This window comes from Streptomyces sp. NPDC016469 (assembly GCF_040632905.1).
Lineage (GTDB): Bacteria > Actinomycetota > Actinomycetes > Streptomycetales > Streptomycetaceae > Streptomyces.
Map to the genome: position 1 here is coordinate 131,009 of NZ_JBEYCQ010000017.1, position 21,906 is coordinate 152,914.

Here is a 21,906-nt window from a genome sequence, read left to right on the forward strand (position 1 = left end):
CCGTTACGGGCATGCCTCCCCGCCCAGCGTAGGCGGGGAGGCGGCGGGCGGCAGGGCGGCGTCAGGCGGCGTGGCCGCCGTCCACGACCAGTTCGGCGCCGGTGACGAAGGCGGCCTCCGCGCCGGCGAGGTACGAGATCAGCGCGGCGATCTCCTCCGCCGTGCCGAACCGGTCCAGTGCGTTGGCCGCGCGCTGGCCGTCGGCGAACGGGCCGTCGGCGGGGTTCATGTCGGTGTCCACGGCCCCCGGCTGGATCAGGTTGACCGTGATGCGGCGCGGACCCAGTTCGCGGGCCAGCGGCTTGGTCAGGCCGGAGAGCGCGGACTTGCTCATCGCGTAGAGCGTTCCGCCGGGTCCGCCCGCGTGCCGGCTCAGGGCCGTACCGAGGGAGATGATCCTGCCCCCGTCCTCCATCACCTCGGCCGCCGCCCGGCAGGCGAGGAACACCGCCCGGACGTTCACGGCGAGGACCCGGTCCACATCGGCGGGGGTGAGAGAGGCGATGGGGCCGAGGACGCCGATCCCCGCGTTGTTCACCAGGATGTCCAGCCGCCCCAGCTCCGCGACCGCCCGGTGCACCGCCGAGGCGGCGGCCTCCGGGTCCGCCGAGTCGGCGCGCAGGGCGACCGCGCGGCGGCCGGTCGCCTCGATCGCGGCCACCACCTCCTTGGCGGCGCCTTCGTCCCGTACGTAGGTCAGCGCCACGTCGGCGCCGTCCCGTGCCAGCCGCAGGGCGGTCGCGGCGCCGATGCCCCGGCTGCCGCCGGTGACGAGCGCGGTGCGGGGGGTGGTCGGGGTCGTGTTCATCGTGGTTCCTGTCCGTTGCCGGTCGTGCTGACAGGAACCAGGAAAGTCGTTCGGCGCCCCGGACACCGGCGGGAATTGGACGCCGAATCCGGGGCGTCAGCGCCAGTCCGGCGACCGGCCGAGCGCCGCCAGCACGCGGGGGAGCGGGCCGCCGTCCGTCACCGGCAGCGCGGGCCGGAAGGCGGCGCCCGGTCCTTCGCGCACCGGTCCGTCAGGGACGCGCAGGGCGAGGGGCAGGGCGGCCTCCACCACCTCGTCCGGCAGCGCGAGGGACAGGCCGAGCGTCGCGGCCGCGTCCCAGGAGTGCACGACGTAGTCGATGAAGTGGAACCCCATCGCGACGACCCCCGGGAACGTCGTCCCCGTGCCGATCTCCGGCAGCGCGAACCGCCGCTCCGACGCCCCCGGCGCCGCGAACGCGTCCAGAACGGTCCGGGCCGTCTCCCGGTACCAGGCCGCCGGATCGTCGCCGGCCGCCCGGTGCGCCCAGGCGGCGGCGTCGGCCCCCTCACCTCTCGCGGCGGCGGCGAAACCGAGGTGCTGGGCGCCCATGTGCTCCACCAGGAGGCGCAGCGTCCAGCCGTCGCACGGGGTGGGGCGGTCCCAGTCGCCGGGGCCCGCGCTGCCGACGACGCGCACGGATTCCAGCACCGCGATCCGGTCGAGCCCGATGATGTCCATGGTGGATCCCTTCGTAGGCGGACGGTGTGTCAGAGCGTGTCCACGGGCCACGGCGAGGCCCCGGACACCAGCCGCCACGCGGAGTCGTACACCGCCGAGCGGCTGGTGAAAGGGGCCGTCCAGGTCGCCGAGCGCAGGGTGCCCCCGTCCCGGTGGGCGCGGACGATCTCGCGGTGGTCGGGGCGGGCGACGAAGCCCATCAGGTGCTCCTGGGCCGTCCAGACGGTGATCGAACCGGACCGGTCCATCCGGGGGCCCACGTCCGCCCAGAGCCACATCCCGACCGCGCCCGGCGTCCGGGGCCAGGTGCGGCGCAGCCGCACGCCCGCCGCGCCGACGGAGAACGTGCGCCACGGGCGGTGCGTGACGAACTCGGTGACCCCGACGACCACCTCGGTGCCGGGTTCCAGGGCCCGGGCGGCGGGGCCCGGCTGCCACCGGGTGCTCCAGAGAATCTGCGGCACGGTCGATCTCCTCCTGGCACACACGGGGTCCTCGCCGCAGGTCTCCGCGGCGGATGTCCATGACCCTACAAGTAGACGAACGATCGTGCGATTAGTTTGCTCGGGCGCGCCCGTTCCCGCGCCTTCTACGCCTCGGCGGGCACCGACGACGGGTCCGCCGCCACCGCCCGGAGCCGCCCCAGGATCGCGCGCCTCGCCCTCGTATAGCTCTCCGCGCTGCCGCGCAGCACCGAGTCGCCGTTCGCCAGTTCCAGGAACGCGATGATCTCGAAGGCCAGCTGCGCCGCGTCGCAGTCGTCCCGGATCTCGCCCAGGGTCCGCGCCTCCTTGATCCGCCGCTCCACGAAGGCGAACCAGCCGGCCTGCGCGGCGGCGAGCGCGTCGTGCACCGCGCCCTCCCTGGCGTCGAACTCCGCGAGCGCCGCGTAGAAGAAGCAGCCGCCGGGGAAGACCCGGTCCTGTGAGTAGGCGATCCAGGACTCGCACATCCGCCGCACCCGGCCCAGCCCGGCGGGCGTCTCGCGGGTGGGGACCACCACGTGCTCGTCGTGGATCGCGACGGCCGCCCGGACGGTCGCCAGCTGAAGCTCCTCCTTGGAGCCGAACAGCGCGAACACCCCGCTCTTGCTCAGCCGGAGATCCGTGGCCAGCCGGCCGAGCGACAGCCCGTCCAGACCTTCCACCGAGGCGACCGCGGCCGCCCGGGCGAGAACCAGCTGCCGGGTGCGGTTGCCGCGCTCGACCCTGCCGTCCTGGCGTGTTCCGGCCATCCGGTGACTCCGTGCTCCGATGAGGTGCGGGCGGCCCGGCCAGGCCCTGGGGCGCGTCCGGGGCTCGTCATTCTAGGAGGGCGCCGGTAGCGTGATCGTTCCCCAGTGCGAGCCGGTGCCGTCTCCACGTCGTCCCTGTGGAGAGAGCAGGAGCCCCGTTGTCCTCCGCCGCCGTTCCCGCCCCCCTTCTCGCCCCGCCGCGCCGGGCCTGGCTCACCGATCTGCCCGTCCTGCTGGTCGCGGTGGTCTGGGGGTCCAGCTATCTCGCCGCCAAGGGCATCACCACCCCGCAGACCGTCGTCGCCGTGCTCGTGCTGCGGTTCGCCGTCGTGCTGCCCGTCCTCGCGGTCGCCGGGTGGCGCAGGCTGCGCGCGCTGAGCGCGGCGCAGTGGCGGGGCGCCGGGCTGCTGGGCCTCGTGCTCAGCGGGATCTTCCTGGTCGAGACGTACGGCATCGTGCACACCTCGGCCACCAACGCCGGGCTGATCATCAGCCTCACCATGATCTTCACCCCGCTCGCCGAGGCCGCCGTCACCCGGACCCGGCCGACGGGTCCCTTCCTCGCCGCCGCCGGGCTCTCCGTGGCCGGGGTGGTGCTGCTCACCCAGGGCGGCGGGTTCACCAGCCCCTCGGCCGGTGACCTGCTCATGCTGGCCGCCGCCCTCGCCCGGACCCTGCACGTCCTGCTCATGGCCCGCATCAAGTCGGTCGAGGGCGCGGACGCGCTCTCCCTGACGACCGTGCAGCTCGGCAGCGCCGTAGCCGTCTTCGCCGTGCTGGCCGCCGCGCCGGGGACAGGGGCGGCGCCCTGGACGGTCGCCGCCGGATTCGGGGCCCGGGAGTGGTGCGGGCTCCTCTTCCTCTCGGTGTTCTGCACGCTCTTCGCGTTCTTCGTGCAGATGTGGTCCGTACGCCGCACCTCGCCGTCCCGGGTCAGCCTGCTGCTCGGTACGGAGCCGCTGTGGGCCGCCGCCGCCGGCATCGCGATCGGCGGCGAGCGCCTGGGCCTCGCCGGGGCGGCGGGCGCCGTGCTGGTGCTGGCCGGAACGGCCTGGGGGCGGCGCAGCGCGGACCCGGGCGCGCCCTGACCGGCTCACTCCTTGATCGCGTCCGACGCGACCATCACGGCCGCGCCCGCCACCACCAGCACGATCGACACGAAGAGCGGGTACTCGGCGGCGAACGGCAGCCGCCGCACCAGGCTGAAGAAGCGGAACCAGTCGAACCACACGTGGAGCAGACCGGCGACCCCCTGGACGAAGACCAGGAAGCCGGCCGTCTCGCAGAATTTCTTCATGGCCCCGAGCCTGGCCGCCGGGGCGGCGCCGCCGCGTCGGCCGGTGGGCTGCCCGCAGGGTCCGAAAGTCTCCGCCTCCGCGACTTTGGTCGCTCCCGCGCCCCGGACACCCGGAACCCGCCGCCCACGTGCGTAGCTTTGTCGACATGACGCGTACGGAGTACCCCTGGCTGCTGCCCTCGGCGATGGCCGGACCCGAGCTGCCGGGCGACCGCGGCCGGACCCGCCGCACCGTGCGGGACTGGGCCGTCGACCTCACGGCGTTCCTCTGCGCGGCGGGCATCGGCCTGGCGACGCTCGCCGCGATCGAGGCCGACCCCACCACATCGGACACCTTCGTGCTGGTGGACTCCCTCATCGGCGCCGCCGCCTGCTGCGCCCTGTGGCTCCGGCGCCGCTGGCCGGTCGGGCTCGCCGTCGTCCTGACCCTGCTGGCCACCGTCGAACCGGTCGCGGCGGGCGCCCTGCTCGTCGCGCTGTTCAGCCTGGCCGTCCACCGGCCGTTCCGCCCGGTCGCCCTCGTCGGCCTGGGGGCCCTGGCCGTCGCCCCCGTACAGCCGTATCTGCGCCCCGACCCGGACACGTCGTTCCTGGCGTCCACCGTCATCGGGCTCCTGCTGATCCTGCTCGTCCTCAGCTGGGGCATGATCGTGCGCTCCCGGCGCCAGCTCGTCGTCTCCCTCCGGGAACGCGCCGTGCGCGCCGAGACCGAGGCGGCCCTCCGCGCCGAGCAGGCCCAGCGGCTCGCCCGCGAGGACATCGCCCGCGAGATGCACGACGTGCTCGCCCACCGGCTGACCCTGCTCAGCGTCCACGCCGGTGCCCTGGAATTCCGCCCCGACGCGCCCCCGGCCGAGGTCGCCCGCGCCGCCGGTGTCATCCGGGACAGCGCGCACGAGGCGCTCCAGGACCTCCGCGAGATCATCGGCGTCCTGCGCGGCCCCCGCGACGGCGACCCCGACGGCAACCGCCCGCAGCCGACCCTCGCCACCCTCGACGCCCTCGTCGCCGAGTCCCGGGAGGCGGGCATGAAGGTCACCCTGGACAACCGCCTCGCCGACTCCGACGCCGTGCCCGCCGCCTCCGGGCGCACCGTCTACCGCATCGCCCAGGAGGCGCTGACCAACGCCCGCAAGCACGCCCCCGGCACCGAGGTCACCGTCGCCGTCACCGGCGGACCCGGGCAGGGCATCACCGTGGACGTGCGCAACCCGGCCCCCACCGAACCCTTCACCCCGGTCCCCGGCTCCGGCCAGGGGCTCATCGGCCTCACCGAACGGGCCACCCTCGCCGGAGGCCGCCTCGACCACGGGCCCACCCCCGGCGGCGGGTTCGCGGTGCGGGCCTGGCTACCGTGGGCGTCATGACCGACGCGCCTGTCCGGCTCCTCATCATCGACGACGACCCCCTCGTCCGGGCCGGGCTGACCCTGATGCTGGGCGGCGCCGACGACATCGACATCGTGGGCGAGGGCGCCGACGGCAGCGAGGCCGCGGAACTGGTCGGCCGGCTGCGGCCCGACGTGGTCCTGATGGACATCCGGATGCCGGTCATGGACGGCCTGACCGCCACCGAAGCGCTGCGGGCCCGGCCCGACGCGCCGGAGATCGTCGTCCTGACCACGTTCCACGCCGATGAGCAGGTGCTCCGCGCCATCCGCGCCGGTGCCGCCGGCTTCGTCCTCAAGGACACCCCGCCCGCCCGCATCGTGGAGTCGGTGCGCCGGGTCGCGGCCGGCGACCCGGTCCTCTCACCCGCCGTCACCCGGCAGCTCATGGCCCGGGCGGCCGGTGCCGGGCAGGAGGAACGCGTGGACCGGGCCGCCCGGGCGCGCGAGCGGATCGCGCTGCTCGCGGACCGGGAGCGCGAGGTGGCCGTCGCCGTGGGACGGGGCCGGTCCAACGCGGAGATCGCCGCGACGCTCTACCTCAGCGTCGCCACGGTGAAGAGCCAGGTCTCCCGCATCCTCGCCAAGTTCGGCTTCAACAACCGCGTCCAGATCGCCCTGCTCGTCCACGACGCCGGTCTGCTGGACGACGAGAGCGGATCGAATCCGGCCTGAGGCCCCTCGTTCCCGGCAGGCATCCCGGCATACGCTGAACGGGCCGGTCCTCGGAGCGGGGACGACACGACGGGGAGGGGCGGGCCCATGTCCGAAGTCGATGTGGATCTCAGCGGGTTGGCCGACTTCACCGCGAATCCGTACCCCTACTACGAGCGGATGCGGGCGGCCGGACCCGTCCACCTCGTCCGCACCGACGAGTTCGACAGCATCTGGCTCGTCGTCGGCTACGACGAGGGCCGGGCCGTCCTGGCCGACCAGCGCTTCGGCAAGGACTGGCGGGCGCTGCCCGGCGAGACCGGCGGCGACCCGATCAACGCCAACATGCTGGAGATGGACGCCCCCGACCACACCCGGCTGCGCAAGCTCGTCGCGCGCGAGTTCACCCCGCGCCGGATCGAGGCGCTGCGGCCCCGGGTCGAGGAGATCACCGCTGAACTCCTCGACATGATGGTCCCCGAAGGCCGCGCCGACCTCGTGGACGCGCTCGCCTTCCCGCTCCCCATGACCGTGATCTGCGAGCTGATCGGCGTCCCCGACCTGGACCGGTCCGCCTTCCGCAAGCTGTCCAACGGCGTCGTCGCCCCCGTGAACGCGGTGGAGGAGGGCGAGGCGGTCCGCGCCATGGGCGCCTACCTCACGGAGCTGATCGAGGACAAGCGCCGCTCACCCGGCGACGACCTGCTCAGCGCCCTGATCGCCGCCCGCCACGAGGACGACGACGCACTGTCCCCCGACGAGCTGGTCGGCATGGCCTTCCTGCTGCTCGTCGCCGGCCACGAGACGACGGTCAACCTCATCTCCAACGGCGTACGCGCCCTGCTCGCCCACCCCGACCAGCTCGCCGCGCTCCGCGCCGACCTCTCGCTCCTCGACGGCGCCGTCGAGGAGATGCTGCGCTACGACGGCCCCGTGGAGACGGCGACCCTCCGGTTGGCCCGGGAACCGGTCGAGGTCGGCTCCCGGACCATCGGGACCGGCGACGCGGTCCTCGTCTCGCTCGCCGGCTCCGACCGCGACCCGGCCCGCTACCCCGAGCCGGACCGCTTCGACATCCGCTGTGACACCCGCGGGCACCTCGCCTTCGGACACGGCATCCACTTCTGCATGGGTGCCCCGCTGGCCCGGATGGAGGGCCGCATCGCGATCCGCGCGCTGCTGGAGCGCTGCCCCGGCCTGGAGGCCGACCCGGAGGGCGCCCCGTTCGACTGGCTGCCCGGCACGCTGATCCGGGGGGTGCGCCGCCTGCCGGTGCGCTGGTGAGCGACGCGCCGCCGTCCTCTTCGTGCCCCTCCGGGTTGCGGCGGCACGGGCTCGGGGATACTTGCCCAGCCGGGCCGGGACCACTGGGCCCCGGCTCCACCGGCAGCAGCACAGCGAGCAGCACAAGAAGGGCACGGCGTCGTGGCAAGGGTTCGGACAGGGGTACGTGCGATGGGCGCCGTGCTTGCGGCGGTGCTGGGGGTGTCCCTCATGGGATGCAGCAGCACCGGCGGCAAGCGGGCTGAGGAGCGTGCGGCCAAGGCCGCGGCCGAAGGCCGGGCCGCGGTGAACACGCCCCGCTGGACGTTCGCCATGGTCACCCACTCGGGCGACGGCGACACCTTCTGGGACATCGTCCAGAAGGGCGCCGACATGGCGGCCAAGAAGGACAACATCAACTTCCTGTACTCGCACAACGACGAGGGCCAGCAGCAGGCCCAGCTGGTGCAGGCGGCCATCGACAAGAAGGTCGACGGGCTGATCGTCACGCTCGCCAAGCCCGACGCCCTGAAGGACGTCGTCGCCAAGGCCGTCCGCGCCGGCATCCCCGTGATCACGGTGAACTCGGGCTCCGCCGAGTCCGAAGCGTACGGCGCGCTCACCCACATCGGCCAGGACGAGTCCATCGCCGGTGAGGCCGTCGGCGACGAGCTGAACAAGCGCGGCCGCAAGAAGGCCCTCTGCATCCTCCACGAGCAGGGCAACGTGGGCCACGAGCAGCGCTGCGCCGGCGCGAAGAAGACCTTCGACGGCCGGATGCAGAACCTGTACGTGGAGGGCACCAACATGCCCGACGTCCAGGCGTCCATCGAGGCGAAGCTCCAGTCCGACAAGGACATCGACGCGGTCGTCACGCTCGGCGCGCCCTTCGCGGACGCCGCCGTCAAGGCGAAGAAGACCGCCGGCAGCAAGGCCGAGATCGACACCTTCGACCTGAACGCCACCGTCGCCGCCGGGCTGAAGTCCAAGACCCTCGGCTTCGCCGTCGACCAGCAGCCCTACCTCCAGGGCTACGAGGCCGTCGACCTGCTCTGGCTCTACCGCTACAACCGCAACGTCCTCGGCGGCGGCCGCCCGGTCCTCACCGGCCCGCAGATCATCACCGCCAAGGACGCCGGCCAGCTCGCCGAGTACGCCGACCGGGGCACCCGATGACCGCCGGGCCCGGATCGTCCGCCGTCGTGGACGAACGGCTGCTGCGGACCTCGCCGCTGCGGAAGCTGCTCGGCCGCCCGGAGCTGGGCTCGGTCGTCGGCGCGCTCGCCGTCTTCCTCTTCTTCGCGGTCGTCGCCGACAGCTTCCTGCGCGCCACCAGCTTCGGAACCGTGCTGTACGCCGCCTCCACCATCGGGATCATGGCTGCGCCGGTCGCGCTCCTGATGATCGGCGGCGAGTTCGACCTGTCCGCCGGTGTGCTGGTCACCAGCTCCGCGTTGATCTCCTCGATGTTCAGCTACCAGATGACCGCCAACGTCTGGGTCGGCGTCTTCGTGTCGTTGCTGGTCACGCTCGCCATCGGCGCGTTCAACGGCTTCATGCTGACCCGTACGAAACTGCCCAGCTTCATCATCACGCTGGGCACGTTCCTGATGCTGACCGGTCTCAACCTGGGCTTCACCAAGCTGATCAGCGGAACCGTCTCCACGAAGACCATCGGCAACATGGAGGGCTTCCCCTCCGCCCGCAAGCTCTTCGCCTCGTACTGGACGGTCGGCGGCGTCGAGCTCAAGGTGACGATTCTGTGGTGGGCCGGTCTGGTGGCCGTCGCCACCTGGATCCTGCTCCGCACCCGCTTCGGCAACTGGATCTTCGCCGTCGGCGGCGGCGCGGACGCGGCCCGCGCGGTCGGTGTCCCCGTCATCCGTACCAAGATCGGGCTCTACCTCGGCGTCGCCTTCGCCGCCTGGGTCTCCGGGCAGCACCTGCTGTTCAGCTACGACGTCGTGCAGTCGGGCGAGGGGGTCGGCAACGAGCTGATCTACATCATCGCGGCCGTCATCGGCGGCTGCCTGATCACCGGCGGTTACGGCTCCGCGATCGGCTCGGCGGTCGGTGCCTTCATCTTCGGCATGACCAGCAAGGGCATCGTGTACGCGGAGTGGAACCCGGACTGGTTCAAGTTCTTCCTGGGAGCGATGCTGCTCCTGGCCACCCTGCTCAACGCATGGGTACGCAAGCGCGCGGAGGCGACGACATGACGGCCCCCAAGGCCCCGGAAGGGCCCAAGGACACCGGCCGGCAGGCCCTCGTCGAGCTGGACGACGTGGCCAAGTACTACGGCAACATCAAGGCGCTGGAAGGCGTCTCCCTCCAGGTGCACGCGGGCGAGATCTCCTGTGTGCTCGGTGACAACGGCGCCGGCAAGTCCACCCTCATCAAGATCATCGCGGGGCTGCACCGGCACGACGCCGGGCGGTTCCTGGTGGACGGCGAGGAGACCACGCTCGCCAACCCGCGCGACGCCCTCGACCGGGGCATCGCCACCGTCTACCAGGACCTCGCGGTCGTCCCCCTCATGCCGGTCTGGCGGAACTTCTTCCTGGGCTCCGAGCCGACCACCGGCGCCGGCCCCTTCAAACGCCTCGACGTGGGGCTGATGCGCGAGACGACCCGCTCGGCGCTGCTCCGCATGGGCATCGACCTGCGCGACGTGGACCAGCCCATCGGCACTCTGTCCGGCGGCGAGCGGCAGTGCGTGGCCATCGCGCGCGCCGTCCACTTCGGCGCGAAGGTGCTCGTCCTGGACGAGCCGACGGCCGCGCTCGGCGTCAAGCAGTCCGGGGTCGTCCTGAAGTACATCGCGGCCGCCCGGGACGCCGGCCTCGGCGTGGTCCTCATCACGCACAACCCGCACCACGCGTACCTCGTCGGTGACCGGTTCGTCCTCCTGAAGCGGGGTGCCATGGCCGGCAGCCACACCAAGGAGAGCGTCACGCTGGACGAACTGACCCGGCAGATGGCGGGCGGCAGCGAGCTGGAGGAGCTGAGCCACGAGCTGGAGCGCGCCTCCGGACCGGGGGCCGGCGACACCGTGTAGCGGAGGCGCCCGGCGACCCCGCCCCTTCCGGGGTGGCAGAATCGGGGCAGACGGGCGCCGTCCGCCACCGGGGTCACTCCTGACCCGGTCACCCCAATCCACACCCAGGGACGATGAGCACGTACCGCGACTTCGCACACCGCGGCTCCGCCCGCGCGACCGTCCTGCGGACCGTGGGCACCCGGGAAAGGCGCTCGCACCTCACGGCGCCCCGGGTCCCCACCGTCGGCATCGACATCGGCGGCACCAAGGTCATGGCCGGCGTCGTGGACGCCGACGGCACGATCCTGGAGACCGTGCGCACCGAGACCCCGGACAAGTCCAAGAGCCCGAAGGTCGTCGAGGACACGATCGTGGAGCTGGTCCTCGACCTCTCCGACCGGCACGACGTGCACGCGGTGGGCATCGGCGCGGCCGGCTGGGTCGACGCGGACCGCTCCAAGGTCCTCTTCGCCCCGCACCTGGCCTGGCGCGACGAGCCCCTGCGCGACGCCCTCGCCTCCCGGCTCGTCGTTCCCGTCATGGTGGACAACGACGCCAACACCGCCGCCTGGGCCGAGTGGCGCTTCGGCGCGGGTCGGGGCGAGGACCACCTCGTCATGATCACGCTCGGCACCGGCATCGGCGGCGCGATCCTGGAGGACGGCCAGGTCAAGCGCGGCAAGTACGGCGTGGCCGGTGAGTTCGGCCACATGCAGGTCGTGCCCGGTGGCCACCGCTGCCCGTGCGGCAACCGCGGCTGCTGGGAGCAGTACAGCTCCGGCAACGCCCTGGTCCGCGAGGCCCGCGAGCTGGCCGCCGCCGACTCGCCGGTGGCCCACGGGATCATCGAGCGCGTCAAGGGCAACGTCCCGGACATCACCGGACCGCTCATCACCGAACTGGCCCGCGAGGGCGACGCGATGTGCGTCGAGCTCCTCCAGGACATCGGCCAGTGGCTCGGCGTCGGCATCGCCAATCTGGCCGCCGCGCTCGACCCCTCCTGCTTCGTCATCGGCGGCGGGGTCAGCGCCGCCGACGACCTCCTCATCGGCCCGGCCCGGGACGCCTTCAAGCGCCAGCTCACCGGGCGCGGCTACCGCCCCGAGGCCCGGATCACCAAGGCGCAGCTCGGCCCGGAGGCCGGTATGGTCGGCGCGGCGGACCTCGCCCGGCTGGTCGCCCGGCGCTTCCGCCGCACCAACCGCCGCCGCGTCGAGCGGTACGAGCGGTACGCGCAGATCTACGACCAGGCGGCGAGCACCCTCCGCAGCAACCGCAACACCCGCACTTCCTAGGGGCCCCACACCCATGACCGCAGCCGAGCACCCCGTCGTGCCGCGCCAGTCCCCGCCGCCGGACGAGGGCGACGGGCCGCCCCCCGAGACCCGCCGCCGGCTGATCCGCCGACGCCTGATCACGGCGACGATCATCGTGCTGCTCATCGGCGTCCCCGCCGGATACCTGCTCATCTCGGCGGGTCAGAGCCGCCGCTCCGGCCAGGACAAGGCCGCCGAGGCCGCCGCGCAGGGGATGCGCCCCGGCTGGCCGTCCCGGATGCTGCGCCGCATCTTCGAGGTCCCGATCCCCGGCTACGCGACCGGCGTGCAGTACTACGAGACGAACAACTGGAAGGCCAGCCGGATGTACGCGCAGTTCCGCACGACGTCCAACGGCCTGGACGCCTTCCTGACCGACATCGGCACCGGCCGCGCCGCCCTGGAGCCCGGCAAGGTCACGATCAGCAAGCGCGACACCGAGATCGCAGGCTGGTACTTCGGTGACGGCGTCTCCTGGGCGGGCACCACCCACACCAACAAGGACCCGCGTCCCACCCAGGACATCACCGTGGACATGACGGACCCGATGTCACCGGTCGTCTACGTCGTCTCCGCCGCGACCCCCTGACCCGGCGCCCGACGCCAGAGCCTGCACATCGGCGTACAGGAGTGCTCCGCCCCGCACCTGGCCGCCGTCCCGGATCGCGGCTGCCGTGGACACGGCCCCGGCCAGCGCCTCCCGGTAGAGGAGTGAGCCCAGGCTGACCCGGCGCACCCCCAGGGCGCTCAGCTCGTCGATGCCGGGCCCGGCCGGGCTGTACAGCACGTTCAGCGGGGTGACGAGGACGGCGGTCAGCGCGGTGATCCCCGCCCGGTCCGAAAGACCCGGCACGAACACGCCGTCCGCGCCGGCCTGCTCGTAGACCGCGAGACGGCCGGCGGTCCGCTCCTGTTGGAGCCCCAGCCAGTACGTGTCCGTGCGGGCGTTGACGAAAAGCCCGGGGACCGCCTCCTTCACCGCGGCGATCTTCGCGGCGTGCAGGTCCACCGGTGCCAGGGTGCCGTCGGCCCGCCCGTCCTCCAGATTGATCCCCGCCGCCCCCGCCTCGTACAGCCGGCGCGCGAACCCGGCGACCTCCGCCGGATCGTCGCTGAAGCCCCCCTCGGCGTCCACGCTGAACAGGAACGACCCCCGCCCGAGCCGCCGTGCCAGGTCCACGGTCGCCTCCTTCGTCGCCGCCGCCCCGTCCGGCAGACCGAGCCCCGCCGCCACGCCCAGACTGGTGGTCCCCACCGCCTCGAACCCCTCGGCGGCCAGTGCGGCGGCCGACGCGCAGTCCCAGGCGTTGGGCAGCAGCAGGGCCCTTCCCCGGTGGTGGAGTCGCGCGAACGGGGTCATCGGCCGCCCGAGCAGCCCCTCGGCCAGCGCGAGGGCGTGCGCCCTGCCCGGACAGACCCGGGGCGGCGCGCCGAAGGTGAGCGGCACGGGGTGCTCCTGCTGGGCGGCCACCACATCGAGCAGGATCTCGTCGCCCTCGGCGATCTCCCGTCCGGCGACCCGGGTGGCGTGCGCGGCGACCCGGCGCATGACACGTACCGGCGGATCGGCCCGCAGCCCCCGGGCCGTCGGCGCCCCGGCCCCGGCCGCCGCGACGGCCTCGACCAGCGCAGCCGTCGCGGCGCATGCCTGGGCCAGCAGCCCGATGCGGTTGGCGACGGCCTCCAGGCGGGCCTCGTCCTCCGCCGGTCCCGGCGCGAGCAGCGCGACCAGCCGGGCGACGGCCCTGTCGGCTTCGGTCCCGCCGTCCTCGCCGAAGTACGCGTCCGCCACGACCCCCATGTCCCGGGCGATCCGCCCCGGCTCCGGCATGTCCAGCGCGGCGGCCAGGCTGCTCACCACCCGGGTCCGCAGGTCCCCCTCCCCGCCGGCCGCCGAGGCCGCCCGGTGCAGATCGGCCGGGGACAGGCGGTCGAGTTCGGCCTCCACCAACGCCCGCCGCCGCCGGTGCGGCTCACCGGAGGCGAACCTCGCCACGGTGGCCCGCAGCCAGGCGACGCTCGCACCGGGCGGGCCGGTGACGGGGTCCGGGGCCGGAGGGACGAGCGCGGGGTCCGCGAGGGCCGCCCGGATCTCCGCGTACCGGCGGAACTCGTGTGTCGTCGAGTGACTCATGGCTCCGACCGTAGACCCGGAACACTTCGGTCCCCGCCGAACCGTCTCTGCGCCACCATGGAGGCATGTCCTCCCTCGCCGACACCGCCGCTCTCTTCGCCGACCGCACCCGCGCCGCCTTCTGCGAGGCCCTGCTCGACGGGCGTGCCTGGACGTCCGGTGAGCTGGCCCGGCACGCGGGCGTCGGCGCGTCCACCGCCAGCGAGCAGATCTCCCGCCTCGTGGCCGGCGGCCTGCTGGCCGAGGAGCGCCAGGGCCGGCACCGCTATGTCCGGCTCGCGGGCCCGGAGGCGGCCGCGCTGACCGAGGCGCTCGCCGCGTACGCCCCCGGCACGGCCCGCCCGCGCACCCTGCGCGCCTCGGTCCGCCACGACGCCGAGGCCCGGGCGCGCACCTGCTACGACCATCTGGCGGGGCGGCTCGGGGTGGACCTGGCGGACGCGATGTGCGCGCGCGGCCTGGTCGACACCGGCTCCGGGATCACGGTCACCCCGGCGGGCCGGGACTGGCTGGCCGACACCCTGGACTACCGGCAGCCCGCCGGGACCCGGCGCCCCCTCGTCCGTACCTGCCTGGACTGGACCGAGCGCCGCTCCCACCTCGCCGGCGCCCTGGGCGCGGCGCTGTGCACGGCGGCCCTGGAACGCGGGTGGGTCCGCCGCGTCGGCTCCGGGCGCGCGGTGAAGGTGACACCGGAGGGGAGCACGGCGTTCGGGGAACTGCTCGGGGTGGAGGCGTGAGGGGCGGTCCTCAGCGCCAGTCCACCTCCGTGGAGGCGAAATAGGGCAGGCCCCGGTCGGCCCAGACGCGGCCGTGGTGGGCCAGGCGCTCGCGGTACTCGCCCCACTCGGGCGCGCGCCCGCACCACGCGGCCTCCGCGACCGAGGGCAGCCGGGGCAGCAGGAGTACGGAGACGTCCTCGAAGCCCTTGAACTTCTCGGCGAACACCGTGGCCTCCACGCCCGCGACGTTCGCGTCCGGGATCGCGTGGGCGCCCGGGTCCCATGCCGCCGTGTGGCGGACGCCCAGGGGGCGGTATCCGTCGAAGCCGAGCCGGGCGGCCTCGGCGGACTGCTCGGGCGGGGCGAACTCCGTCGCGTACGGGCGGTCCAGGTAGAGGTGGGACTGCGGGGAGAGCAGGACGCGCCCGCCGCCCTCGACGGTGCGGCGGAGGTCGTCGTCGGTGGGGGCGAAGAACCTCTTCAGCGCCGCGATGATCTCCACGGTCCGCCCGGCGGCCACGAGTTCGGGGCGGGCGGCCAGCCCCTCCGCCGTGTCCGGGAGGTCCATCATCTCCACGTCCACCCAGTACTGCGCGATGTCCTCGGTCCCGATCCCGGCGCGTGAGGACTCCTGCCAGGCGACCGGGCGCTTGCCCAGCTCGCGGACGAGCGCGCGCAGTTCGCGTACGGAGGCGTCGAAGCTCTCCGGGGTGGCGCCGAACGCCTCGTCGGCGCCGATGTGCACGTAGGGGCCGGTCGTCAGCGCGCAGACCTCGGCGAGGACACGGGCCACGGCGGCGCGGGTCGCCTCGTCGGTCAGGTCGAGCGGGGGCACGAACGGGAAGCGGTCCGCGAGACCGGGCGGGGCGGGGGCCGGGGGGAGTCCGGGCACGGCGGCGCGGAGCGTCGCGCAGTGGCCCGGCAGGTCGATCTCGGGGACGACGGTGACGAACCGCCGGGTCGCGTACTCCTGGAGCGCGCGGTATTCGGCCGCCGTGTAGAACTCCGTGCCCGGTGCCGTCAGGGCGGGGATGCCGGGCAGCCCGATGCGCCAGCCCTCGTTGTCGGTGAGGTGCAGGTGCAGCACGTTGAGCTTGTAGAGCGCGGCGAGGTCGATGATCCGGCGCACCTCGTCCGGGGTGAGGAAGCTGCGGGCCGGGTCGACCATGAGGCCGCGCCAGGCGTAGCGCGGGGCGTCCGTCAGCTCCTGGAAAGGGAGTTCGCCGGTGCCGCGGGCCGCGGCGATGAGCTGGAGGGCCGTGGTCGCGCCCCGGAACACCCCCGCCGGTGTGCGGCCGTGGCACGTGATGCCATCGGCGTCCACGCGGAGCCGGTAGCCCTCGTCCACCGGGTCCGCGCCGCCGTCGGGGGCGAGCCCGAGGGGCGGCTCGGACACCACCTCGTCCAGGCCGAGGACCAGGGCGCGGGGTGTCCCGGCGGGCCCGTCCGGCAGGTGCGGGGCGAGCAGCGCCCCTACGGTCGCGGCGACTTCCGCCAGCGCCGGGTCGGCCGCCCGTACGTGCCAGGGGCCGGCGGCGGGCAGTGTGCCGGCCGGGGAGGACGGTCGGGCGGCGGCGTGCGGAATGACGGCGTTCACGGGCTACTCCCTGCGGTGGGACCGGTGGGACCGGTGGGACCGGTGGGCCAGGGGGCCGGAGCCAACGGTGTCAGGTCCGGCGGGCCCGGCCCCCCGGGCATTCGGTGCCGGAGTGGGACCGGACCGGCCGCCTCTTCTCCCGTACCGCTGCCACCTGTACGCTAACACGAAAACCGATCAATGAACGTTTTTCGCGGAGGGGGCGAACGGCCCGCCTCCGGGCGAAAGGAGAACCCGATGGTGCACGAGGCCGGACCCGGTTTCGCCCTGCCGGAAGGCTTCCTCATGGGGGCGTCGACCTCGGCCCACCAGGTCGAGGGCAACAACGTCTCCAGCGACTGGTGGAGCCTGGAGAACCGCCCCGGGAGTTTCGTCCAGGAGCCCAGCGGGGACGCAGCGGACAGCTTCCACCGGTGGCCCGAGGACATGGACCTGCTGCGCGAACTCGGCTTCGACTCCTACCGGTTCGGCATCGAGTGGGCGCGTGTCGAACCGGAGCGCGGCCGGGTCTCGCGCGCCGCCGTCGAGCACTACCGGGCCATGGTGCGCGGCGCGCTGGAACGCGGACTCACCCCGGTCGTGACCCTCCACCACTTCACCTCGCCCCGGTGGTTCAGCGACCTCGGCGGCTGGACGGCCCCCGGCGCCGACGAACTGTTCGCGGTCTACGCGCGCACCTGCGCCGGCATCCTGCGCGCGGGCGTCCGCCATGTCGCCACCATCAACGAGCCCAACATCATGGCCCTGATGTACGCCCTGAAGCGCCACGCGGCCGAGCACGGCTGGGAGAGCGTCGCGCACGGGGCCAACGCCGCCCGCGAGGCCGGGGCCGCCGCCGTCGACCCGGCCTCCTTCGTCCCGGACCCCGAGGTGATCCAGGCCCTGATCCGCGCCCACCGGGCCGCCACCGCCGCGCTGAAGGACACCGTGCCGGGCGTCCAGGTCGGCTGGACCGTGGCCAACCAGGTCTACCAGGCCGAGCCGGGCTGCGAGTCCGCCGCGACCGCCTACGCCCGGCCCCGCGAGGACGTCTTCCTGGAGGCCGCCCGCGAGGACGACTGGATCGGCGTCCAGGCGTACACCCGCCACCGCATCGGCCCCGACGGCACCCTGCCCCCGCCCCCAGGAACCGAACTGACGCTCACCGGCTGGGAGTTCTACCCCGAGGCGCTCGGGGACGCGGTGCGGCACACGGCGGAGGTCGTCGGCCCGCACGTGCCGATCGTGGTCACCGAGAACGGCATCGCCACCGACGACGACGAGCGCCGCATCGCCTACACCGCCCGCGCCCTGGCGAGCCTCGCCGAGGTGATGGCCGAGGGCGTCGACGTCCGCGGCTATCTGCACTGGAGCGCCCTCGACAACTACGAGTGGGGGAGCTACCGGCCGACGTTCGGGCTGATCGCGGTCGACCGCGACACCTTCGCCCGGACGCCCAAGGAATCGGCGCGCTGGCTGGGCGGCCTGTCCCGGGACCGCCGGCTGCCCGCCGCGGCCCCGCTCGGGTCGGTGGCCGCCCCGTCCTCGCGTTAGGGTGACCGGCATGGCGAAACGGGGCCCGTACGAGAAGGGCGAGGCCAAGCGCAGCGAGATCCTGCACGCGGCACTGGAGATCTTCGCCGCCGAGGGGTACCGGGGTACCTCCCTGCGGAAGGTGGCGGCGAAGTGCAGCCTCAGCCTGCCCGGGCTGATGCACTACTTCGACTCCAAGGAGGACCTGCTCACCCAGGTCCTGCGGATGCGTGACGAGACCGCGCGGGCCCGGCAGGTGGAGCGCGCCGATCCGTACGGCTACCGCGAGATCATCCGGGAGGGCGCGAAGACGCCCGGCCTGGTCGAGCTGTTCGTCTCGATGGCCGCCGCCGCCAGCGACCCGGCCCACCCCGCCCACGCCCACTTCGCCGAGCGCTACCCCGTGGTGCGTGAACGCGTCGCGGACTTCGTCCGGGACGGGGTCGCGGAGGGGCGGATCAGCTCCGCGATCCCCCCGGAGCGGCTGGCCGTGCTCCTGGTCGCCGTGGCCGACGGCATCCAGCTGCAGTGGCTGATCGACCGGTCGACGGACATGGAGCAGCCCATCGAGGACCTGCTCGCCGTCCTCGACCCGCGCACGGCGCCCGAAGAGGCCTGAACAGCGCGGGAGGGGCGGCGCCCGGGCGCGCCGCCCCTCCCCCTTTTCCCGTACGGGTCAGAGCGCCGCCGCCGTCGCGGTCACCGCCTCCGTCCAGTCCGTCCAGCGCGGATCCGGTCCGGCCGCCGGTTCCCAGGCCATCACCGTGCACACGTACCCCACGGCGAGACCGCTGCCCGGGTCCGCCATCCCCAGCCGCCCGCCCGCCCCCGCGTGCCCGAACGAACCGGCGCCCAGCATCGGCAGCCCCTTCCGGGGCAGCTCGAAGCCGAGCCCGAAGCGGGAGCGGCCCGCCGGGTCGCCGCCGTCGAGCGGAGGCGGGGGCGGCACGTCGTCGTGCGGGACGACCGCCCGTTCCAGCGTGGCCGGGGACAGCAGCCGCACCCCGTCCACGGACCCGATGAGCGCCGCGTACAGCCGGGACAGCGAGCGGGCGTTGCCGATCCCGCCGGCGCCGGGCAGCTCGGCGCACGCCCCTCGCGGGTCGTCAGCCCCTCCACCGCCGCCGCCAGTTCCGCCTGCGACGCCCGCAGCGCGAGGGACAGCGGCGCGTCCGGGGCGAGCCCCAGCCCGGCGAGGAAGCCGGCGACCTGCTCCGGCGTGGGGTCGGGGTGTACGGCGTACTGCGGGGCGAACCGGTGTTCCTCCCGCGCCGGCAGTCCGATCCACAGGTCGAGCCCCAAGGGCTCCGCCACCTCGGCGGCGAAGAACGCCCCGACGCTCCGCCCGCACACCCGGCGCACCACCTCGCCGACCAGGTGCCCGTACGTCAGCGCGTGGTACAGGCACGCCGTGCCCGGCTCCCACACCGGCCGCATCGCCGCCAGGGCGTCCACCCGGGCGTCCCGGTCGAGCAGCCCGGGCAGCCCGCACCCCGCAGGGCCGGCCGCGAACGCGGGCAGCCCCGCCCGGTGCGTGAGGAGGTCGGACACCGTCGTGCCGGCCTTCCCCGCGGCGGCGAACTCCGGCCAGTAGCGGGCCACGGGCGCGTCGAGGTCCAGGTCGCCCCGTTCGCTCAGCAGGTGGGCGCAGACCGCGACGAGGCCCTTGGTCACCGACATCAGGACGCCGACCGAGTCCGTCCCGAAGCCGGGCGGACCGGCGGCGAGGTCCACCACCGGGCGTCCGTGGTGGTGGACGGCCAGCTGCGCCGCGCCGGGGTCGTCGGCGCAACCGCGTACGAACGCGGCGCGGACGGGCTCCCAGCCCGGTGCCACCCAGCCGGTGAGCACCTCAGCCCTCCCGCTGTTCCATGCGCGCCTCCACCTCGTCCGCCAGGGCGGGCAGGCTCTCGGGGGCCAGCGGGCTCTGCGGGAACTCGGCGATCACGTCGAGCGGCACCCCGGCGAGGAACCGCCGCATCACGGGATCGGCCAGCGCGCCCGAGGAGGCGTCCGTACGGACCTTCGCGAACGCCTCCGTCAGCAGCGGGCCCCCCACCGGGTGCTCGAACCACTCGGCGAGGGTGTTGCGCCCGGTCAGCCGCAGCCCCGAGGGATCGCCCTCCACCTCGGTCTCCACGCGGGCGCGGATGTCGCGCGAGGAGGCGCCGGCCTCGAAGCGGTAGCGGCCGCCCTCGACCTTCCAGCCGTCCTCCCGCTCGCTGAAGTACGCCAGGTCGTGCCGCGCCACGCGCACGGCCACCTCGGCGCTCGCGCCCGGCTCCAGGAACACCGAGGCGAAGCCCCGCAGTTCACGTACGGGCCGCAGGACGCGTGAGCCGTCCGGCCCGCCCACGTAGATCTGCACGACCTCGCGCCCGGCGACCGTGCCGGTGTTGGTGACCGTCAGCGTGACGCGGAAGCCGTCGCCGTCCGCCCGCACGGCCAGGTCCTCGTAGCCGAACGTCGTGTACGACAGGCCGTGACCGAACGGGAACGCGACCTCGCGGCGCTGTGCGTCGTACCCCCGGTATCCGACGAAGATCCCCTCGCCGTACCGGGCCCTGCCCTCCTCGCCGGGGAACGAGAGGTGGCTCGGGGAGTCCTCAAGCCGCAGCGGGACGGTCTCCGTCAGCTTTCCGGACGGGTTGACCGCGCCGAACAGGACGCGGGCGAGCGCGCCGCCGCCCGCCTGGCCGAGCAGCCACCCTTCCACGAGGGCCGGCACCCGGTCCTGCCAGGGCGAGGTGCGGACGACACCGCCGTTGGACAGCACCACGACCGCGCGCGGATTGACGTCCAGGACCCGCCGCAGCAGCTCGGTCTGGGCGGCGGGCAGGTCCAGGTGGTCGCGGTCGAAGCCCTCGGACTCGTCCTGCGCCGGCAGGCCCAGGAACAGCACCGCCGTGTCCGACGTCTCCGCCAGCCGCACGGCCTCGTCCGCGAGTTCGGCGTCCGCCGGGCCGTCCTCCGCGCCGGGCAGCGCGTACCCGGCGGCGAACCGCACCTCCGCGCCCGTGGCCAGCTCGCGCAGGCTGTCCAGCGGGACGTCGAGCCGGGTGGGCGTCACCTGCGAGCTGCCCGCGCCCTGGAAGCGCGGCGTACGGGCGAACTCGCCGATGACCGCCAGGCTGCCGCGCGCCGGGTCCAGCGGCAGCAGCGCGTCGGCGTTCTTCAGCAGCACCACGCACTGGTCGGCGGCCCGCCCGGCGACGCGGTGCGAGGCGTCCGCGTCGAACGTTCCGGGCTTCCCGGCGCCGCCCGTCGCGCGGTCGGCGAAGAGGGCGAGCCGTTCGACGGTCCGGTCGAGCACCGCCTCGTCCAGCGCACCGGACTCCACGGCGGCGGCCACCTCGCGGTCCGTGTGCCCGCCGGGGCCCGGCATCTGGAGGTCGAGGCCGGCGCGGAGGGCGGCGACCCGGTCGCGTACCGCGCCCCAGTCGGAGACGACGATTCCGTCGAAGTCCCACTCGTCGCGCAGGATCTCGGTGAGCAGGCGGGTGTTCTGCGCCACGGGCACGCCGTTGAGGCCGTTGTAGGACGCCATGACGGACCAGGGGCCGTCGCGGCGGACGACGCGTTCGAAGGCGCGCAGATAGATCTCGCGCAGCGGGCGCTCGTCGATGTCGGCGCTGACCCGCATCCGGTCGGTCTCCTGGTTGTTGGCCGCGTAGTGCTTGAGGGACGCCCCGACCCCGGCGTTCTGGAGCCCGCGCACCATCGCGCCGCCCAGCTCCGACGAGACCAGCGGGTCCTCGGAGAAATACTCGAAGTTCCGGCCGCACAGCGGTGACCGCTTGATGTTGATGCCCGGTCCGAGCACCACGTGGACGCCGTGCGCCACCGCCTCGGCCGCGATGGCGGCGGCGACCTCCTCGGCCAGCCCCGGGTTCCAGCTGCTGCCCAGGGCGACGGCGGGCGGGAAGCAGGTGGCGGGTGCCGCGCTGTGCAGGTCGAGCTGGCCGCCGTCGCCGCTCTCGCGGGGCAGCCGCAGCCCGTGCGGGCCGTCGGACATCCGGACGGCGGGCACCCCGGCCGCCTCGGACCCCTCGCTGACGAAGTCCCCGGAACCGCTGGTCAGGGCGGCTTTCTCGGCGAGCGGGAGGCCGGTGGCGGGGGAGGGGCGGGGTGCGGATCGCTGAGTCATACGAGTACCTGTCGGGCTTCCGTGAAGGGGGCGGGGCCGGGGCGAGGGCCGTCCGGTGGAGCGAATCGGGGCAAGACGGCATGCGACCCAAAAACGTATGGTGATCGGTTTTTG

Annotated in this window: 21 protein-coding genes; 12 read left to right on the forward strand and 9 right to left on the reverse strand. The window is 74.0% G+C overall.

Features of this window, described 5'->3' with window-relative positions; translation table 11 throughout:
- Nucleotides 1–61: 61 nt before the first annotated feature.
- The 4 genes from ABZ565_RS20960 to ABZ565_RS20975 all read right to left on the reverse strand — a co-directional run bounded on the left by ABZ565_RS20960 (nucleotide 62) and on the right by ABZ565_RS20975 (nucleotide 2,723).
- Nucleotides 62–808: an SDR family oxidoreductase gene (locus ABZ565_RS20960; RefSeq protein WP_361028791.1), complete on the reverse strand. Its 747-nt coding sequence runs from the start codon at nucleotides 806–808 to the stop codon at nucleotides 62–64.
- A gap of 96 nt (nucleotides 809–904) precedes the next feature.
- Nucleotides 905–1,489 (reverse strand): TIGR03086 family metal-binding protein, encoded by a 585-nt coding sequence (locus ABZ565_RS20965; RefSeq protein WP_361028794.1) that lies wholly within the window; start codon nucleotides 1,487–1,489, stop codon nucleotides 905–907.
- Between the two features lie 29 nt (nucleotides 1,490–1,518).
- A complete protein-coding gene (locus ABZ565_RS20970; protein WP_361028797.1) occupies nucleotides 1,519–1,953 on the reverse strand; it encodes a hypothetical protein in 435 nt (144 codons plus the stop codon).
- A gap of 125 nt (nucleotides 1,954–2,078) precedes the next feature.
- The gene (locus ABZ565_RS20975) at nucleotides 2,079–2,723 is read right to left on the reverse strand and encodes a TetR/AcrR family transcriptional regulator (protein ID WP_361028800.1); all 645 of its coding nucleotides are present in this window, start codon (nucleotides 2,721–2,723) and stop codon (nucleotides 2,079–2,081) included.
- A 158-nt stretch (nucleotides 2,724–2,881) separates the two neighbouring features.
- Here ABZ565_RS20975 and ABZ565_RS20980 point away from each other — a divergent pair, with 158 nt between their 5' ends.
- Nucleotides 2,882–3,811 (forward strand): DMT family transporter, encoded by a 930-nt coding sequence (locus ABZ565_RS20980; protein WP_361028803.1) that lies wholly within the window; start codon nucleotides 2,882–2,884, stop codon nucleotides 3,809–3,811.
- Between the two features lie 5 nt (nucleotides 3,812–3,816).
- Here ABZ565_RS20980 and ABZ565_RS20985 read toward each other — a convergent pair whose 3' ends face one another.
- A complete protein-coding gene (locus ABZ565_RS20985; RefSeq protein WP_361028806.1) occupies nucleotides 3,817–4,020 on the reverse strand; it encodes a hypothetical protein in 204 nt (67 codons plus the stop codon).
- A gap of 146 nt (nucleotides 4,021–4,166) precedes the next feature.
- On the opposite strand from ABZ565_RS20985, the gene ABZ565_RS20990 reads away from it, so the two are divergent.
- From ABZ565_RS20990 to ABZ565_RS21025, 8 genes are all read left to right on the forward strand, one after another.
- Nucleotides 4,167–5,387 carry a histidine kinase gene (locus ABZ565_RS20990; RefSeq protein WP_361028809.1) on the forward strand — a complete coding sequence of 407 codons (1,221 nt, stop codon included), beginning with the start codon at nucleotides 4,167–4,169 and terminating at the stop codon, nucleotides 5,385–5,387.
- A complete protein-coding gene (locus ABZ565_RS20995; RefSeq protein ID WP_361028812.1) occupies nucleotides 5,384–6,082 on the forward strand; it encodes a response regulator transcription factor in 699 nt (232 codons plus the stop codon). The genes ABZ565_RS20990 and ABZ565_RS20995 overlap by 4 nt, the downstream gene beginning before the upstream one ends.
- A gap of 87 nt (nucleotides 6,083–6,169) precedes the next feature.
- Nucleotides 6,170–7,345, forward strand: a complete 1,176-nt coding sequence (locus ABZ565_RS21000) for a cytochrome P450 (RefSeq protein ID WP_361028814.1) — start codon at nucleotides 6,170–6,172, stop codon at nucleotides 7,343–7,345.
- 171 nt (nucleotides 7,346–7,516) lie between these two features.
- A complete protein-coding gene (locus ABZ565_RS21005) occupies nucleotides 7,517–8,500 on the forward strand; it encodes a sugar ABC transporter substrate-binding protein (RefSeq protein WP_361028817.1) in 984 nt (327 codons plus the stop codon).
- Nucleotides 8,497–9,543: an ABC transporter permease gene (locus ABZ565_RS21010; RefSeq protein WP_361028820.1), complete on the forward strand. Its 1,047-nt coding sequence runs from the start codon at nucleotides 8,497–8,499 to the stop codon at nucleotides 9,541–9,543. The genes ABZ565_RS21005 and ABZ565_RS21010 overlap by 4 nt, the downstream gene beginning before the upstream one ends.
- On the forward strand, nucleotides 9,540–10,382 hold the full coding sequence (locus ABZ565_RS21015; protein ID WP_361028823.1) for an ATP-binding cassette domain-containing protein: 843 nt from the start codon (nucleotides 9,540–9,542) through the stop codon (nucleotides 10,380–10,382). Before ABZ565_RS21010 ends, ABZ565_RS21015 begins: the two co-directional genes overlap by 4 nt.
- Before the next feature lie 113 nt (nucleotides 10,383–10,495).
- On the forward strand, nucleotides 10,496–11,659 hold the full coding sequence (locus ABZ565_RS21020; RefSeq protein WP_361028827.1) for an ROK family glucokinase: 1,164 nt from the start codon (nucleotides 10,496–10,498) through the stop codon (nucleotides 11,657–11,659).
- 13 nt (nucleotides 11,660–11,672) lie between these two features.
- The gene (locus ABZ565_RS21025; protein WP_361028830.1) at nucleotides 11,673–12,269 is read left to right on the forward strand and encodes a hypothetical protein; all 597 of its coding nucleotides are present in this window, start codon (nucleotides 11,673–11,675) and stop codon (nucleotides 12,267–12,269) included.
- Here ABZ565_RS21025 and ABZ565_RS21030 read toward each other — a convergent pair.
- Nucleotides 12,231–13,814, reverse strand: coding sequence for an isocitrate lyase/phosphoenolpyruvate mutase family protein (locus ABZ565_RS21030; RefSeq protein WP_361028833.1), 1,584 nt, complete (start codon nucleotides 13,812–13,814; stop codon nucleotides 12,231–12,233). The genes ABZ565_RS21025 and ABZ565_RS21030 overlap by 39 nt on opposite strands.
- A 65-nt stretch (nucleotides 13,815–13,879) precedes the next feature.
- On the opposite strand from ABZ565_RS21030, the gene ABZ565_RS21035 reads away from it, so the two are divergent.
- A complete protein-coding gene (locus ABZ565_RS21035) occupies nucleotides 13,880–14,554 on the forward strand; it encodes a winged helix-turn-helix domain-containing protein (RefSeq protein WP_361028836.1) in 675 nt (224 codons plus the stop codon).
- A gap of 10 nt (nucleotides 14,555–14,564) precedes the next feature.
- On the opposite strand, the gene ABZ565_RS21040 is transcribed toward ABZ565_RS21035, so the two are convergent.
- Nucleotides 14,565–16,133 carry a family 20 glycosylhydrolase gene (locus ABZ565_RS21040; RefSeq protein ID WP_361028839.1) on the reverse strand — a complete coding sequence of 523 codons (1,569 nt, stop codon included), beginning with the start codon at nucleotides 16,131–16,133 and terminating at the stop codon, nucleotides 14,565–14,567.
- A 237-nt stretch (nucleotides 16,134–16,370) separates the two neighbouring features.
- On the opposite strand from ABZ565_RS21040, the gene ABZ565_RS21045 reads away from it, so the two are divergent.
- Together ABZ565_RS21045 and ABZ565_RS21050 are read left to right on the forward strand one after the other, a co-directional pair.
- A complete protein-coding gene (locus ABZ565_RS21045) occupies nucleotides 16,371–17,666 on the forward strand; it encodes a family 1 glycosylhydrolase (protein ID WP_361028842.1) in 1,296 nt (431 codons plus the stop codon).
- A 10-nt stretch (nucleotides 17,667–17,676) separates the two neighbouring features.
- Nucleotides 17,677–18,264, forward strand: a complete 588-nt coding sequence (locus tag ABZ565_RS21050) for a TetR/AcrR family transcriptional regulator (RefSeq protein ID WP_361028845.1) — start codon at nucleotides 17,677–17,679, stop codon at nucleotides 18,262–18,264.
- 140 nt (nucleotides 18,265–18,404) lie between these two features.
- On the opposite strand, the gene ABZ565_RS21055 is transcribed toward ABZ565_RS21050, so the two are convergent.
- Together ABZ565_RS21055 and ABZ565_RS21060 are read right to left on the reverse strand one after the other, a co-directional pair.
- Nucleotides 18,405–19,496, reverse strand: a complete 1,092-nt coding sequence (locus ABZ565_RS21055; RefSeq protein ID WP_361028848.1) for a serine hydrolase domain-containing protein — start codon at nucleotides 19,494–19,496, stop codon at nucleotides 18,405–18,407.
- Between the two features lies 1 nt (nucleotide 19,497).
- The gene (locus ABZ565_RS21060) at nucleotides 19,498–21,792 is read right to left on the reverse strand and encodes a glycoside hydrolase family 3 C-terminal domain-containing protein (protein ID WP_361028851.1); all 2,295 of its coding nucleotides are present in this window, start codon (nucleotides 21,790–21,792) and stop codon (nucleotides 19,498–19,500) included.
- Nucleotides 21,793–21,906 lie beyond the last annotated feature (114 nt).